At 56.0% G+C, this 15,978-nt stretch carries 13 protein-coding genes and 1 CRISPR repeat array; of the genes, 2 read left to right on the top strand and 11 right to left on the bottom strand.

Features of this window, described 5'->3' with window-relative positions; all coding sequences use genetic code 11:
- Window positions 1–787: 787 nt before the first annotated feature.
- Window positions 788–997 carry a TOBE domain-containing protein gene (locus tag HMPREF7215_RS02500; protein ID WP_009164041.1) on the bottom strand — a complete coding sequence of 70 codons (210 nt, stop codon included), beginning with the start codon at window positions 995–997 and terminating at the stop codon, window positions 788–790.
- 204 nt (window positions 998–1,201) lie between these two features.
- Window positions 1,202–1,516, bottom strand: coding sequence for a DUF4236 domain-containing protein (locus HMPREF7215_RS12695; protein ID WP_009164040.1), 315 nt, complete (start codon window positions 1,514–1,516; stop codon window positions 1,202–1,204).
- Between the two features lie 376 nt (window positions 1,517–1,892).
- Here HMPREF7215_RS12695 and HMPREF7215_RS14020 point away from each other — a divergent pair, with 376 nt between their 5' ends.
- Window positions 1,893–2,099, top strand: coding sequence for a DUF6290 family protein (locus HMPREF7215_RS14020; protein ID WP_040550229.1), 207 nt, complete (start codon window positions 1,893–1,895; stop codon window positions 2,097–2,099).
- Window positions 2,100–2,509: 410 nt separating this feature from the next.
- Window positions 2,510–3,696: direct repeats of the CRISPR family, unit length 28 nt; unit sequence GGTCCATCTCCGCGTGAGCGGAGGTTTG.
- A gap of 527 nt (window positions 3,697–4,223) precedes the next feature.
- Here the strand turns inward: HMPREF7215_RS14020 and cmr6 are convergent.
- From cmr6 to HMPREF7215_RS02455, 7 genes are all read right to left on the bottom strand, one after another.
- Window positions 4,224–5,336, bottom strand: coding sequence for a type III-B CRISPR module RAMP protein Cmr6 (gene cmr6, locus HMPREF7215_RS12285; protein ID WP_009164037.1), 1,113 nt, complete (start codon window positions 5,334–5,336; stop codon window positions 4,224–4,226).
- Window positions 5,333–5,716 carry a type III-B CRISPR module-associated protein Cmr5 gene (locus HMPREF7215_RS02480; protein ID WP_009164036.1) on the bottom strand — a complete coding sequence of 128 codons (384 nt, stop codon included), beginning with the start codon at window positions 5,714–5,716 and terminating at the stop codon, window positions 5,333–5,335. The genes cmr6 and HMPREF7215_RS02480 overlap by 4 nt, the downstream gene beginning before the upstream one ends.
- Window positions 5,709–6,629, bottom strand: a complete 921-nt coding sequence (cmr4, locus tag HMPREF7215_RS02475; RefSeq protein ID WP_009164035.1) for a type III-B CRISPR module RAMP protein Cmr4 — start codon at window positions 6,627–6,629, stop codon at window positions 5,709–5,711. Before cmr4 ends, HMPREF7215_RS02480 begins: the two co-directional genes overlap by 8 nt.
- 14 nt (window positions 6,630–6,643) lie before the next feature.
- Entirely contained in the window at window positions 6,644–7,789 is a 1,146-nt protein-coding gene (locus tag HMPREF7215_RS02470; protein WP_009164034.1) for a type III-B CRISPR module-associated Cmr3 family protein, read from the bottom strand.
- Window positions 7,786–9,675: a type III-B CRISPR-associated protein Cas10/Cmr2 gene (gene cas10 / locus HMPREF7215_RS02465; RefSeq protein ID WP_009164033.1), complete on the bottom strand. Its 1,890-nt coding sequence runs from the start codon at window positions 9,673–9,675 to the stop codon at window positions 7,786–7,788. Before cas10 ends, HMPREF7215_RS02470 begins: the two co-directional genes overlap by 4 nt.
- Window positions 9,672–10,883, bottom strand: coding sequence for a type III-B CRISPR module RAMP protein Cmr1 (gene cmr1 / locus HMPREF7215_RS02460; protein WP_050768856.1), 1,212 nt, complete (start codon window positions 10,881–10,883; stop codon window positions 9,672–9,674). The genes cas10 and cmr1 overlap by 4 nt, the downstream gene beginning before the upstream one ends.
- Window positions 10,884–11,153: 270 nt before the next feature.
- On the bottom strand, window positions 11,154–13,184 hold the full coding sequence (locus HMPREF7215_RS02455; RefSeq protein WP_198004537.1) for an HD domain-containing protein: 2,031 nt from the start codon (window positions 13,182–13,184) through the stop codon (window positions 11,154–11,156).
- Window positions 13,185–13,569: 385 nt separating this feature from the next.
- Here HMPREF7215_RS02455 and HMPREF7215_RS02450 point away from each other — a divergent pair, with 385 nt between their 5' ends.
- Window positions 13,570–14,688, top strand: coding sequence for a putative CRISPR-associated protein (locus HMPREF7215_RS02450; protein ID WP_156797402.1), 1,119 nt, complete (start codon window positions 13,570–13,572; stop codon window positions 14,686–14,688).
- A gap of 541 nt (window positions 14,689–15,229) precedes the next feature.
- On the opposite strand, the gene HMPREF7215_RS12280 is transcribed toward HMPREF7215_RS02450, so the two are convergent.
- Both HMPREF7215_RS12280 and HMPREF7215_RS14015 read right to left on the bottom strand, forming a co-directional pair.
- A complete protein-coding gene (locus tag HMPREF7215_RS12280; RefSeq protein ID WP_009164027.1) occupies window positions 15,230–15,562 on the bottom strand; it encodes a helix-turn-helix domain-containing protein in 333 nt (110 codons plus the stop codon).
- Between the two features lie 88 nt (window positions 15,563–15,650).
- Window positions 15,651–15,836: a hypothetical protein gene (locus HMPREF7215_RS14015; protein ID WP_408582163.1), complete on the bottom strand. Its 186-nt coding sequence runs from the start codon at window positions 15,834–15,836 to the stop codon at window positions 15,651–15,653.
- Window positions 15,837–15,978 lie beyond the last annotated feature (142 nt).

Raw genomic sequence — 15,978 nt, 5'->3', positions numbered from 1 at the left:
ACTCCGAAGCTCCTTCTGTATATAATTTCCGCAAAACGTCAAAGTAACTGCAATGTAAAAAGAGAGTCATCGTTGCATTGACTCCAAAAGATTCAGCAATTGCACTAAGTCTGACGCGGAGGCTTTTTTTCTGACGTGATCATGCACTTTTAACGGCTTCAAGAGGCGGCTCCAGCGGTTTCCACACTTGGTTTTGCATGTCTTCAGTCGCTCTTATGCGATGTTTTCCGGGAAGAGCGGGGAACTAAGAACTAAAAAATCCTTCTTTCAAACTTAATGTTGCCCTGTTGCTTTTACTCTGACAACGTTACTTTAACCATTTTTTCTTGATGAGCGTTTGTCGCTTGAAGAAACGTGGCTGCATTGACTTTTTCAATGAGCAGTTATAGTGATATTTTTACTGACTATTGACAGTGTATAGAATATAAATTTCGATTTGTAAAGTCAATAATCATAATTTAAACAAATATTTCCTACCAGAACAAAAAAATAACGTTTGTTTTTGTAATTCGGCTCATTTCAAGAATTTCAGGCACGAAAAAAAATCAGCCTCCTCCAAATCGTAAAAAATGAGGAGTTCAGTTCTTCAAACCGAACTCCTCCAATTGAGAAAACAATAAAGATTCTCGTCCTGTTTTACGGAATGGAAACGGCGCCGCTATACAGGGAGAAAACGTCTCCTCGCAAAGCTCCTGCCGGCTCCATAATCCTGACCGGCCCCAAACGCCCGTAATCCGAGAAACAATTCTTCCCTCGCTCGGCCGCCTCGTTGCAGTGAATACGGAAATCAATCCTTGGCGGGAATCACGTGGATCGCCTTGATCAACAGATGCACTTTGTCGCCTGGTTTAAGATCCAGCTCGGCCACGGAATCAGTCGTCAGCACGGAGCTGAGTTTGCCTGCGGCATCAAGAGTGCATTCGATCTGCGACATGATATCGCCCTTCTTTACTGCCTGGACCGTCGCCATCAGATCGTTGCGAACGCCGTATCTCATAAAAAAGCCTCCTTCGATTTTATTTTGACCATGAATCAATATTAAACTATCATCGCCTCACCCGATTGTCAATGAATATCTTATAAATATTATTCTTTTAAGAATAGATATCAAAACGCCGCCAAACATTTTTGCAGTTCAACCGGCGGCTCCGGACAAAAAAGTTCCGGCTCTTTCGAACCGGAACCCGTCTCTCCGAAAAAATCATCTCACGCCGCCCAAAAATCCGCCGAGGAACGGCCCCGCATACTGCCAGATCAGATAGACCGCGATCACGACCAGCATGACGATCTTGAGAACCCGCTTGAAACCGGCGGTTCCCGCGTTCTTGGGCATCACGTCGCCCAGCTTCTTGCGGTAGGACAGCCCCTTGCCCAGGCCGAGATTTCCGAAGATGCCGTTCGTGCCGACGTTGATGCTCTTCCCCTTCGGCCCGATCGTGGCGCTGACGCCGGTTTTGCTGATGTTGACGCTGACGCCGGGCAGAATTTTGATGCTCTTTTTAAAGCGCAACCCCATGTTATCCAGCCTCCTTCGAATATATCCGCGCCCCGCAAAAACGCGCGTCCGCAAAACAGCCCTCCATATACGACTCAATTTGTACATAAATTATAACTTACGGCAAGACGCTGTCAAATAAGTTTTCCGTGGAAGAACGCCATGAAGGAAGCCCCCGTCAGCCCTTCAGTGCCAGCTGTTTCTCGCCGTTATGGATACCCCGGCGGCACCCCGTTGTAACGGCACGTGGTGTCGAAGATAAGTCGAGGACAAAGAGACAATTACCGTTTCAGGCCCATCTTCTCATCCAAGAAAAACTTGGCGATGCTGAACGCGCAGCCTCTTTTGATAGTGCAACGAACTGTAGAAAAGGAGATGAAAAAGATATGGCTTTTTCATTCGGCTGACCGATGAAAAAAAACATCTTGCCGCCAGCTACGTGAAGCTGCATTCGATGTTCATCGGAGAAGTCTTTAAAAGGGCCCTGTTTGACCGCATCGAGGAATACGATATTACCGTCGTCAAAGATGCTTACGATGAATACATAAAAAGCGGCAAAAAGAGTCGGTCGATCAGAGGCTCTGGAAAGAAGTCAATTTTATGAGATACGACGTCTAAACAATTCCCCAATTCGACCGGGAGTTAAAAACTCGACAAATATATGTAGCTCATGATCAGGTCATGGATCAAAAAAACTTGTTGAATGCGGAGACCTAAGGATCCATGGGAAAGAGCCTGCAGGCAATCGCAAAGGACAATAACGGCATCGAATCAGAGATTATCATCTAATTTGCTTCATCGACGGTTATGAATTGATTATTTCAGCCCTGAACGTCAGACATCAGCGAGAAGTTCACAAAAATGAGCTTGTGATAATTGCCCCCGGTTGCGGATCCACTTCCGTTGCCAGGGGCATCTGTTGCCAACGTCAACGTTCAAGGATGAGTCATAGCTTACGACCACTGGCGGATATGTGCGAAGGGTTAGGCCGCACGTGCGGCCGTCGCTTTTAGGAGCCCATCTCCGCGTGTGCGGAGGTTTGGAACGCTGCGGGCATGCCCCGTCAGCCCTTCCCGGTCCATCTCCGCGTGTGCGGAGGTTTGCTCGCTACGAGAGATCCAGACTGGTTCTTCGGAGGTCCATCTCCGCGTGAGCGGAGGTTTGCTTGCCTGCTTGGCTCTGGCCAGCGTCTGGTAGGGTCCATCTCCGCGTGAGCGGAGGTTTGTCGCCTTGACGGCACTGGGCTTTACAGACTGGAGGTCCATCTCCGCGTGAGCGGAGGTTTGGTGGTTCTTGGGCATGAGCAGCATCATCGAGTAGGTCCATCTCCGCGTGAGCGGAGGTTTGCGAATACGAGTCACGTCTATCTGAGGTCCGGGGGGTCCATCTCCGCGTGAGCGGAGGTTTGGTGGAAGCGGGGCGGGAAGAGTGGCCCGCCAAGGGTCCATCTCCGCGTGAGCGGAGGTTTGCTCGTGGCGGTCGATCAGCCGCTCATACTCGTGGGTCCATCTCCGCGTGAGCGGAGGTTTGGCTTTGTCCGTTTTTCGTCCAAGAATGTCCATGGGTCCATCTCCGCGTGAGCGGAGGTTTGTTGGGAGTCTGGGGGCCCTGCGCGAAGTAAGAGGGTCCATCTCCGCGTGAGCGGAGGTTTGAAAACGCGCCCTCCCCGAAGGAAGAGCGCGGTAGGTCCATCTCCGCGTGAGCGGAGGTTTGGACGTGATGTGCCAGCGGGGCGTCTGGAATGGCGGTCCATCTCCGCGTGAGCGGAGGTTTGCCCTGCTCCCATCCTGCAACAGCACAAACTTCAGGTCCATCTCCGCGTGAGCGGAGGTTTGGAGGCGGTGAACGTCCCGCATAGCCTGATAGGGGGTCCATCTCCGCGTGAGCGGAGGTTTGCTCACCATCGACATGACGAGCTACTATCATGCGGGTCCATCTCCGCGTGAGCGGAGGTTTGTCCCCTTGCCCCGCGGTCAGTGCGTCCATTTCGGGTCCATCTCCGCGTGAGCGGAGGTTTGCGGGGCTGTCGCCTTCGCCAATCAGGGAAAGCGGGTCCATCTCCGCGTGAGCGGAGGTTTGCACGACCAGCAACGGCGTCGTGATCTACGAGGAGGTCCATCTCCGCGTGAGCGGAGGTTTGGAGGCTCACCACAACGAACAAGACGATCTATGAGGTCCATCTCCGCGTGAGCGGAGGTTTGTCTTCAGTGTGTATCATGTTCAACTTATCTCTTCAACGCAGTTCCCAAGGAATTTCCTGGTCGCCGTACGATAGGGCACAGATCTGCACCATGGACAGCAACAGCATTCACCACATATATAAAAAGTGCAGCGCTGTTTGCGCAAAGCACATCGGAGGGCTTCCTTCGGAAACACGATGTTCATATCGACAGACACTGTGCGTTATCTGTGTCGTCTGGTCCTGAAAATTATCTGAATATTCCGCCGCATAATTTGGGCAACTATTCTTTCTACAAGACGGGCCGTCTGCACTTAGAGCTGTCGTCATCCATTTCTTCTTCCAAACGCGTGACGGCGTTCATCAACTATCCACGTACGATTCTCGCATAACATTTCGCTGTCAAGGCGAGCCTATATTTTTAACGCCAACGAGTCTCAAGGAGCTCCGCTCTTACGACGGAAACAACATGTTTGCAGCGCGGGCAAAAAACGCGCTGTCCATCGGCAGAGATACGGATATCAAACTCCTTCGCGCCAATAGAAGAAATTATGGTTCTTCGATGAGCTCCAAGGTGTAAGTCTTTTTTTCGAGATCACACGCAGTCACTTTAGCCCGAAAAGTTTCCCCCTCACGAGCGTGAGGAATCCCCGGAGAAAAGCTGACGTTCTGCGCGCTGTCTTCGTCGACAAGTTTGTATCGAGGCTTAGCCTTTCCCTTGACTTTACGGAAACCGCAGCACATTGCTTCAACGATGTCGCCCTCGATATACTTCATGCCGTCCTTTCGGGCAATTTCCCGTTGAGCTTCCCGGTGTGCTTCCTGCTTTTCCTGCGTCGACAGCTGCCGGTTCAGCCGTCCGTATCCCGAACTGCGCTTCGCGCCAACGCCGCGCTCGCCCAAGACACGTTCGAACAGTTTTCCAATCTCTGCCAGAATGGCTTTTTTCCTGCTGGCGTCGGGTTCTTCGCAGTCGCAAACGACCAGAAACGTACCTCCGACGGAAACAAAGCTGACGGGAACGGGGTCGTCAAAATCGCTGGGGACAGCAGGCTCTTGCTGGCTGTAATAGCCGCGGTGATGGCACGTGACGACGTCGTCGTGAAGACAGTTTTCAAGGCTCTCGGGGGTGATCCAGGCATCGTGAAAGCGCACGTATCCCTTCGCCGACGCTCCGTCCGCGGCGGCGCTTCCGAAGATAACTTTGCTGTTTTCGAGCCACGCGGCGGCGGCCTCCCCGCCGGGCGCAGCGTTTTTCAGCGCCTCGGCGCAGTAAGCGGCAAGAACGCCCTTCAGAGAGCTGGCGGGAATGATGGGAACGCCATACGTGTGTTCCAAGGAAAGTCCGTTTTCCAACACGTTTTTTCCGCCCAGGCCGACGGCCAGAGGCGCCGTCGTGCGGAACTCGAGCAGCATAGCTCCAGCGGCCTTAAAGGCGTTTTCACGCCGCCGATAGGACGTTTCATAAACGTCTTTCGCACATTTCAGCGCCTTTTTCATCTGCTCGTAAAGCCTCGTACGAGCCATGATCGCGTTATCCCCGCCGCGGGCATCTTTGCTCGCGTCTTCTATTTCTGCCAGAAAACGCTCCATGACCAGCGAAGCATTTGAAGCGCCGTCATTGTTGCACAAGCAATCAAGCGCTTTTCGGCAACTGTTCATCGGGGGCCTCCGTTTTCCGCGCCGTCAAGGCTTTCGCAGCAGCGTTTGATCCAGGCGGCAGCTTCCAATGCCCGGCGGCTCAGACGCATGTACTCCTTCAAATCGGCTTCTCTGGCGCTCTTGACCAAGTCGTCGGAACATCCCGTTTCGACGTTTTGCAAAACTTCCTGCAAACCTTCAAGGTACTTGGTCTGTCCCTTCGCGTCGGCAAACGTCGCCGCCTGGACGAGGCCGCAGCTGTGGATCAAGCACGGGAACGAAAGGGCAAAGCGTTTATAGTCTTCATATTTCCCGCCTGCGCAAACTTTTTTCACGGCGGTAAAAGCGGCCCGCGCCATTTTTTGCCCGTTGGTCAGCATAACTTCATCTTTTTCACTCATGAAGCTCACCGGCCTTTTCGATGTCCTTGAACAGGCAGCGGACGTGCCCCTTGCCGGTAGTCGCTTTGCCGCCCAGCTGCAGGGAGAGCTCGGAACCGCAGAATTGCTTTAAAAGCTCCCCGCTCGTGGGCGTTTCGTCCTCCGGCACGCCGTAAATTTTATCGCACCAGACCCGGCCGACAAGGAGCGTCTCGACCGGCAGCGTTTCCTCATACCACAGCGCCCCGTCGGCAGCCGCGCCAGTTTCCTGGTCGACCTTGATATGCGGCGTCACTTCCGTCCCGGCTTCGCACAGGAAGGTAAAGATATCGTCGTGGACGACGGCGAAGCGCGCTTTAAAAGTTTTTTTCCAGCTTTCGTCATCGCCGAACAGCGTCTGGGCAATTTTTTCCGCCCAGTTTTCAGCGTTTTCGTTAAAAGCCGAGGCAAGGTCAAGCTCTTCAAGATACATCTTCCCGCCCGGCTCTTTGGTAAGCGCCGTGTCTTGAGCCGTAAAAGCCTGAAATTCGTCAGGAAGAATCACGGGCGGCGCGGAGCGCTCTTTGACGTTGCGGGCACAGCGCTCCAGGCAGAAGGGCGACGTTATCCAGGCAAAGGTGCCGTAAAAGCTGCGCACGGGCAGGCAGAGGATATGCGCGTCAGTGAAGACGAGCGAACCAGAATTGCTGCAATCATCGCCCGTCGCGCCGAAAGCGATCCTGGCATCGCCTTCTCGTTTTTCCGAATTGTTGGAAACGTTGTGATGGGCGGCAATCACGCCTTTGACGCTGCTGCCGGGGATATAGGGCCAGTTGGTCACCTTCTCGCGCACGACCGGCAGATCGATATAGCCAAGTCCGCGTCCCGCGCCGATATGAATCGGGCTGAGCGCATGAAGCCAATAACTTTTTTCAACGAAAGTTTTTTCTCCCATGTTCGTCCTCTCCCCTATTTATGTTCTCGCCAGCCGCCCCACAGCGCCAGACCGAATCCGTCGAGCCGATCCTGCGGCTCGTCGCAGACGGAACGGAGCCAGACCCGATCAGGGACAAAGTTCCCCGCAACAACTTCGAAAAAATAGACGCTGCCGGCCGGGACCATGCGCCGCATGGGCTTGGGGCCGGTTCTGCCTTTTTCGTGACACCAGCCGGAAAGAGGCTGCCAGCGACCGACAACGGCGGATACTAGCCGCACCCGCACATCCGTACCAGGCAAAATTCCTTCGCGAGGCGGGGTCTTATCCCCGCCGATCCAGCCGGGATACCAGCCGTTCGCAAACAGCGCCGGCGTCGCCAAGATCATGCGGATCCGGTCACCACCGCGCAGACAGTCCAGGCAGGGGGGGCAGCGCCATGCCGCGTCGTCATCCGTCTGCTGAAAATCGGCAAGACGGCGCATCCCGCCGACGGGAGCAGTAAAATCTCCAAGCAAGCGGGCCGCTCGTTCGTCGATCTCCAGCGCCGCCGCGATGGGGGCGTATGTTCGCTCCGCCGTCCGGTGCACGAAATCGAGTCCCGTGGAAGAAAAGATCTTCCCGTCGCCGGCAGCGCCCGTTTCCGGCGCGATGCTGACGTGAGTACGTTCGTCCTTGGGAATGTCGTCGAGCCAGTCGTCGCCGAAATCAACGCGCCCGTCGCGCCCGTCGCGCTCCGTCAGTCCTCTTTTTTCCTCGCACAGCCAGCGGGCGTAAAGATCCAGCGACCAGTATCCGCCCCGTTTTCGGGGCTTGAAGTTTTCCTCGGTATCGGGCGACGGCAGCAAAAGCCCTTCAAGCGGCATGTCCGCAGACTGCTCGTCCTCTAACTCCGCAGGAAGGAGCTGGTACGGCTTGCCTTCCTGAGCCTGGATGAAATCCAGAGGCCGGGGAAAATAAACTTTGCCGCCGATCTCGGGAAACGGACCGCGCACAGCGATCGAGCGCAGATACGACGGCGTCTCCCCGGTCAGCTTCCAGAGCGCGGTGCGCACGGAACCGGCGGCCACCGTCTGCGTCAGCCAGTCAAGGGAACGGACGCGCGCGCCGCCGCCTCCGGAGCCGAAGGTGCGCGCATCGCGGGCAATCAGCGGCTCGATGGGAATCATCCGGTATTTCATCGTTCGGCCTCCTTCTGCGGAGTCGGCTTCCGCGTATAGCGGCGGGCAAACGCAATCCACTGGCCGACGACAAGCTCATCGGCGAGTTCTTTGACCCCCGCGCCATCCCCGAGCTTGCGTCCGATGTAGCGGGCGATTTCCGCCTCGTTTTCGGCGGAAAGGTCCGTGTCCTTGCGCGCGAAAATGCGCATGACGTCGGCTCTCACAGCTTCGGCCAGCGACTCTCTGTCGTCCCAGTTCTCGTAAAAGCGGGCCGTCTCGAGCAGTTCGTGCAGGAACTTATCGGGAATCTCGCCTCCGGCAAAGCGGTCGCCCCACCAGTCAAGCCGTTCGGCCAGAGAAAGCCGAGCCAAAGGCTTCTCTCGTCCGTCGTTTTCGCTGGCAGCGGGCCACTGCTCGCGCACCGTTACGGCAATGTTGCCGCGAGCGCGGACGGCAACGGCCAGTCCGTTCCGATCCCTGCCGACGGCGGCTTCGCCGTGGAGCCCGTTCTTGGCGTCGCTCTCGGCGCGGCGGGCAAACTTGAGCAGCAACTCCAGATCTTCCAGAGCATGAGCGATAGAAACGCCGATGGAAAGCGTCGGCCGGCAGCCGGAAGGAACGTCGGAACTCATGATACTGCCGAATTCGGACCGCAGTTCCCTGGCGCAGTCAAGAGCGGTATCCAACGGCAGAAAGGCAAGCACGTCGTCTCCCCCGGTGTAAACGGTAACGCCGTAATGCTCCTTGGTGACATTTCTGGCCCGACAGGCAAAATCGGCAAGCTTTTTTGAAAAGCAACGGTGCGATTCGGCGTCTTTCATGTTGTCCAGAATCGCTCCCATGCGGTCTCCGTCGGCGCTGAGCACGGCAAGATACGGCTCGCAGGGGCGGTCGCAGGGCTTCAGTTTCGACAGCACGCCGACAATTTTACGGCACTGCTCCGCAACTCTCTCAGCTACGTCCTTCCCTTCGTTTTCGGCATCCTTTTTCATGCCGGCATAGCGTCCGCGCATCAGCGCTTCGCCGCCGTAAGGGAATTTCTCGTAAAAATCCGCCCCCACCGCGGAGAGAACGCCCCACAATTTCAGTTCCTCGCATGCCTCGAGGATCGTCTTGCGGTCCGCTTCTTTCATCTTGCCAGCCGCGGCAAACACGCCGCGCACCCAGGGATCGACGGCAACGCGGGAAACAGGAGGAAAATTCTTCGCGTCGGAGATGCGCTTGATCACGCCGATGGCGTCGAGCGCCTCGTTCCGCTTGAGGCGCAGCGTGCGGGTCATGGCACGATTCTGCGCGTCGGAAAGGCTCTTGCCATCTTTGAACACGCTCTCGCGCAGTCCGTCCAGCGAGCTTTTGGCCACGCGATCCGCGCACGGGGAAGGGCTAAAGTCACGGATGTTCTTGCGCGCGGCCAGAAGTTTGGCCGCGGTTCTGCGTGCTTCGTCGTACGGACGTCCGTCGAGAGGCGTCCAGACGCAGTAAAATTCGATAATATCGTCCAGCTGCCCGTTCCAGCGCTCCATGACGACGAGATCTCCGACTTTTCCGCCCTCTTTGCCAAGCGGCGTGTCGAGCGCTTCGCGCCCGTACTCAGCCAGCCGTGCCTCCGCGGCCTTCTTCGCCTCGTTTTTGATGCGCCCCAGTTCCTCGGCGTCGGCGGCAGTCACTTTGGCAAGGATCACGTTGGCGATGCCGTCCGACAAGGACGAGTCTTGCACAGCGTCGGGAAAAATCAGAGATCCGCCCAGATCCCTCACGCGATCCCTCACGCAGCAGGCCACGGCCTTGCTCAGCTCGGAAAGCATCCGCGACCCCATCCAGAGGTCGTGCGTGCGGCGCGCGGCGGCGATAAAATCCTGCACGGGGCCGATGGCGATCTGCAGTAAATAGTTCCGTTCGCTCACTTCCCCGTCACCTCCTTAAAACCTTTTTCTCTTAAATAGGCGCGGAACGCTTCCAACGCGTTGCCGGTGCTGGAACGATTTTCCATCGGAGAACCCTTGTAATTCGCGAACTTTGCCCCCTGGTAGTCGCTGCATTCTTTATCCAGTTTATTCAGTCTTCCCCCAAGCTTGTTTCCGCTCAACCTCAGACTACAGGAAAGATCCGGTTCGGGCAGAAAGACAGCCATGCTCAGAACACGGCCATCCTTCAAGCGCAGCGGACGCAGAATCACCGGGCTGCTCATGCGCTGCGCACCGAAAGGAAGCAGCTGGCATGACTCCGGCTCGCCTGACGTCTTAAATCTAAAGCCGATCGGCATGCCGAAGACCGCGCGGGGAAAGCCGTACGGATGATCCGGGGGATAAACGGCTTCATGTCTGGGATCGCACTGCCCCGTCAGCTTACGGATCGTGTCCGCCTCGGGCCAGCGCGAGCGGCCGCGTGCCCCGTTTCGCCCTACGTCTTTTCCCTGCCTGAAATCGCGCAAACACCCAACAGCCTCGTTCCACGCAGCAACACTTTGCTTGGAGTCGCACTCTTTCGTCCACACGCGCAGTCCGCACGAGACGGCCAAAGCACTCGCTTCTTCTTCGTTCTCAAAAGCCAGCTCAGGGCAGAAAACCGCCCCGCAGCCACGCCGCGTGCGCGCGCCGACGCCGCCGAAGTTGGCCCAGGCGCGCAGACTGCGTTCCAACTGTTCCTTGAGCTCGGAGCGCAGCCGCGGCTCGAAGACGACGCCCAGACCGAAATCAAACTCGGGAAGGACTCCCGATTTATCCCTAAACGGGAAGAGGGCGTACTGAGCGTCCTTCACCGGTTTCAATACGACAGACTGGCCTGCCCCCTCTTTTATGAACACTCCGACGCGGCTGGCATGCTGCAAAGCGGCTTTGTCCCCGTCGGATGACGCCGCGAACACGCCGCCCCAGAGCGCGCATTCCTTTTCTTTCAACGCGTTGCCCCGCAGGCCGCGAATGCCATGCAGCAACCGCCACCAAAAGCGCAGCTGCCCCCGTATGGAAGGCGCCCGCACGGGAAATTCTCTGCTAACCTCTCCGGCCTTGGCGCCGCCACCGAACATGGGCGTGATGACGCTGCACGCGTAAACCTTGCATTCCCGCGCGGACAAGGCCCCCAATCGAAGCGCTCCGCCAAGTTTTTCCGCCATACTCCTCACTCTGCCGCCTCCTCCGAAACAGACAAAACAACCGCGCCGCACCTCGGACGGCGCGCTGCGCCTGACACCTTTCGACCTTGTCCTGCCGTATTTCATTTCAGCAAGTCAAATATACTCTAGCATATTAAAAATTTTTGAGTCCACCGAGTCCATGCTCCCGCAAATACCATGCGCATTCCGCTTGATCCCCGGAGGCGCCACGCCGAATCCGCGCCTCGACGCGGCGTTGCCTGCGCGCCTGCCGTCTGGGGCGCTCATCGATCAAGAGGCCGTTCGCCCGACAACGTGAGCCTTGAACCGCAGCACATCTCTCAGCAGTTTCTCGACGCTTTGATATTCTGCTTGAATCTCTTTTTCGATTTCTGGCAGCGTGCCGTTTTCAGCGTTTCCATCCAGGCCGTAAATGTCGATTCTCACGCAGTCGCCTGGATCCCACACCGGCAGCACGAAGCCCACCTGACGGTGCTTGCCGAAATGAAGCGCCTGTTCGCGCTTGAACGCGTAGCGGTTCGCCAGCGACAGCGCCAGAAAGCGCCGCAACGACTGAGGATCACGCTGTACGGCCAGCCAGCCTTCCGTTTTTTTCATACCTCCCAGCGTCCGGAAAACGCCTTTGTAAATTTCTTTGCACAGGTATTTCATTCTATCCACGTCGCTTTTTTCCTGCGTCAGTTCCTGCACATCAACTTTCAGATCTTCAGGCAGCGCATCCGCGTACCCCTCAAGCTGGCGGCCGACAAAATTCGCTTCGTTTTCCGTGCGCCGATGCCGCGCTTCCATGTACTCCTGACTGATCGTGCGGTCGGCCTGCACATCGCAGGCGTCGATAATACGCATCAGCGCCGTCAGCCGCAGAAAACGCCGGATTATCGCATCCCGCGTTTCCCCGGTCCGGGCATGTCCAAAATCCTCCAGACGCAGAATCCCGTCAAGCCGCTCTTCAAGAGGCTTCAACGTCTGTTTAAAGTCGTCCGTACACAGCGTTTCGCCAACTAGTTCAACGACTTCATTCGCCTGCGCTGTGCCGTCGGCGCGGCACAGTTTCGTGTAATGGCGGTGATATTCGGCTACCAGCGGGACATAACGGGCCAGAAACGCCTGCTTTTCCCCGTTCTCGTCAAGCAGTCCTCCAGGCGCTCCGCCCGGTCTGAAATAGCAATCGGACTCTTCGCGCAGCAGCGACGCCGTCAGCAGATGGTGCACTTCGCGCACCGCCGAGGGAAACAGGCCGAGCGGAAAATCTTTGTCGCATCCGCGCTCCGAAGCCCCCGCGTAGGTCAGAGCCGTGTGCCCGATGTCATGCAGGTAAATCGACGCGATCAGCAGCGCCAGCATCTCGGGATGCTCGTCGTCGAAACCGGCGTTTTTCAGAGGTTCTTCCGCGCAGCGAAACAGATTGACGGTGAACTCCATCAGACGTTTGGAATGCCGGCGGCTGTGCTCGACCGTTTCCGGGATCTGGTCGCCCAGCCACAGGTCTTCCCATTTGCAGACCAAAAGATTTTCGAGATATTCCGCCCATCTCGTGCCTTCGCAGCCGCAGCGCCGCAGCCGCTCGAACAGAGCCTGCCCCGTGCCGAACGGCCTTTTGCGCATCGCGTCGTAACTTTTGATCAGAGCCCCCGCCATTTTGCCGGAATCCCGCACCCACTGTGGCAAAGAGGTCGCCTGCATCATCTCCGGGTTCCTGTCGAGCGCCCTGAGCATATTGATCTCCTCGTCCAGCGCGGCGTAAGCATATCCCAGCGGCATGCTCATCAGCTCATACGCCTCGGGAGAATCTTCAAACGTATACAGGCAAGGCAACCCATGAAGCTGCGCGTATGCGGCGGCAAACGCGGAAATCGCCTTGTAGCCGCCTGTGGAACAGAGCACGACCTCTTCCCCGTTCTCCTTCTTCTCAAGACATTCGTCAAATTCACGATAGAGATCGACAACAGACTGGTTGAAGCTCCCCTTGCCCCGAACGTCGATGGCGACCGGACGTATATCTCCCTTTTCGCCCTTTTTCCCCTCTTCGCAGACCAGCTTCTTGATTCTTCCTTTAAAGCAGAGTCTGACCAGCCTTTCGAGAAAAACCCGAGCGCAGAGCACCGTCAGTTTCGACACCGCCGTTTCCGAGGGAAGCAGAAGGACGTGCAGCCGCTCGAACACAGCTTCGCCGTCCTTCTCAAAGATGCGCCGCAGCCAGCGGTACAACGTCTGCACTTCCGCCGAAGGGAAGCGAAAATCCTGTTCGTTCAGCGCCTTCCTTTCCTCGTCGGACAACGATGAAGAATCCAGTATCTTCATCAAAAGCTCCGCCCTGGGAGACGCCAAACCTCCGATAAGTTGCCTGACGCCTTCGTCAGAAGCGTCGCAAAGGCGTTTCGCCTCCTGCTCCTTTTTTTCCGCACTCAGATTCTTGTCCAGCCAGAATGCAGCGGACATTCCCACCGTGCAAATCACCGTAACGCGCTTCATACGCTGCCCCTCTTCCTCGACAAGCCCATCGTCCCACATTTGCTTATTTCATGCCGTCGAAAACTTTTACAGTTACGCCGCTTCAACAGACAAAAAGTTGTTTTTCGTGATTTTTCAATCTTAAGCAATTATACCTAATATATGTTAGTATAATACTATGCGTCCAAACTTTTCTCAAGAAAAAATTTTCACCGTGTTCGAAAGGATCGTGCTCATGAGAACAATTTATGTGGTAACCTGTGGCACAAGCATTCTTACTAACGGGGCGTCGGAGACCGATCGGATTTTTCTGCGCGAAAACGCCAACAAGCTTGAACAGGACTATTCCCCGGAGGAGCGCGACCGGCTTGAAAATATCGCCGCTTCGCGGCGCGAGATTCTGCTCGGGGAAAGCGACGAAGCTCGGGTATGTCGTTGCTCCGCCGAACTGAACGGCTTTCTCAACTACCGCCGCGCCAACCTTACAGCGCAGCACAGCGCCGGGGACATGGCGTACTTCGTCTGCACCGACACGTTTCAGGGCAAGCTGACCGCCGAGATCCTCGCCGACTGGAGCAGAAAACGCGGAATGGCGGCCGACGTCGTAAAAGTCGAGGACCTGAACACCGCTTCCGTTGAATCGTTCCACCGCGGCGTCAACAATCTCATCGAATGGTGCCGCACCACGCTGCCAGCAAGCCGTGAGAGAGGTTCCCGCATCGTCTTCAACCTGATCGGCGGTTTCAAAACGCTGCAGGGATACATGCAGACGCTGGGAATGCTCTATGCCGACGAGATTTTCTACATTTTTGAATCGGGGCGCGAGATCATCACCATCCCCCGTCTGCCGCTCGACATCTCCTCCGCGGCCCAAAAGGCGATCCGCGCCCACCTCGCCGTCGTACGCCGCATGAATTACCGCGATCTGCCCGCCGCAGAGTGCGCCGGCCTGCCGGAAACCATGCTGACCGTCATGGACGGACAATGCACCCTGTCGGCGTGGGGCAGAGTGATCTTCGACCAGGTCAAGAAAGAACTGTACCAAGAGAGACTGCAGCCGCCAATGATCGATTCGTTCGAGTTCTCCCCCGGGGCGAAAAATGACGCCGAAAAGCTCGATCCGCAGCAAAGAAGAAGGCTGAATGACGCCATCGACGACTTCGGCGCCTGTCTGGAAACGGGGCAAAATCTGCAAAGACTCGACTTCCGCGCGCTGAAAGGGAATCCCAAGCCTCCGTCCACGCACGAATTCAACATATGGAGCACGCAAAACGGCTGGCGCGCCTTCTGTCATTACGAACAAGACCGTCAAAAATGGATCATCGACAGCTTTGACGTCGGCATCGGCCACTGACCCATCAGCCGTGACCGGCGCGGCGCCGGGAAAAGAGTTCCAACGGAAACAGCTCTTTTCGCAGATAAAAAAGAAATCACCGCCGCCAGATCCCCGCCCTCTGCAGCCTCGCCGAGGCAGACGTTTTGAAGCTCAAAATGCGGCAAGGCAACGGGGCAAAAAAATATTCCGAAATATTCAGATATTACGCCTCCACGCAAACGACAAATACACAGAATAGCTGTTATTTTTTTCCTCTCTGCAACAGAACGATCGGCAGTTCCATGCCGCCGCGACGAAACAAGACGACAAATAAAGAACGAGACGAGCGTTCATACGATCTGACATCACCTTGATTTTCCGCTACTCCTATCCGAGCTTTCCATATGAATCTGTTCAACCTTCTCTGCAATCCTTTCGTTTTTCAACGTTCTGATGCTCCACTTGCCGGATGCCCAGCAGTAATAGGCTGCTCTCGAAATGTGCAGGATCTTGCAGGTTTCTTCGATGGGAGATCTCGCCGTATGACACTCCTGAACGGCTCGGTAGAGATGGGGCTGTCTCACTTGCGAGGGGCATCCCTCTTCTCGAGCTCAGCCAATTTTTTTAGCAGGTCGCGCTCCATCTCCGCAAGATACAGCTGATGTTTCAACTGTTCAATCTCGATTTGCGCCGTCTTCAGCTCTGTCCTCAGCGTTTGATCTTTCTTCCGCTTTCCTCGCCGGTCTTCGAGTTCAGCCTCGCCGAGTTCTTCAAAGGGCAACGTCCAAGTTCGCACTTGCTGGTAACTCACCTTGTACCTGAGCGCCGTCTCGCCGTAATTCTTCTCCGACGCCAGGCAGTCCTTTACGATCTCCAAGCGTTCTTCTTTCGTCGTATTCCGGCCTTGCTTCATGTAACTTCCGCCTCCCGAGTGTTTTACTGAGGAGTGTATGCGTATTGCGGATCTTGTGTTTTTTGCAGATATCCTGTAAGCTGCCGGTTCATCTCAGGTAATCGATGACGCCCGCTGTTTTTGTTTCGGCGCGATACGCCTGATTTCGCTTGTGCAAAAATCCTTCGACGCCTTCTTCATAGATTCTTATCCAACTGCGCAGGGGGTCATAATCTACTCCAACTTCTCTCGCTCCTTCCCTTAGGCTTTTCTCGGCGTCGAAGCACGCTCGGATAATCTTGACTTTGCTTCTTACGGTATCTTGTGCTTGTGGCTCATAACAATGCTCCCTCTATGATGACAGTGGTTTGCTTCTTTCTCTGTCTCTTATAGAGGGAGCATATCTATTCGATCTCGGCGTTTTTCAAAGCGGTTCT

The organism is Pyramidobacter piscolens W5455, from assembly GCF_000177335.1.
Classification (GTDB): domain Bacteria; phylum Synergistota; class Synergistia; order Synergistales; family Dethiosulfovibrionaceae; genus Pyramidobacter; species Pyramidobacter piscolens.
The sequence above is the reverse complement of the archived record's forward strand: the minus strand, read 5'-3'. Positions and strand labels throughout refer to the sequence as shown.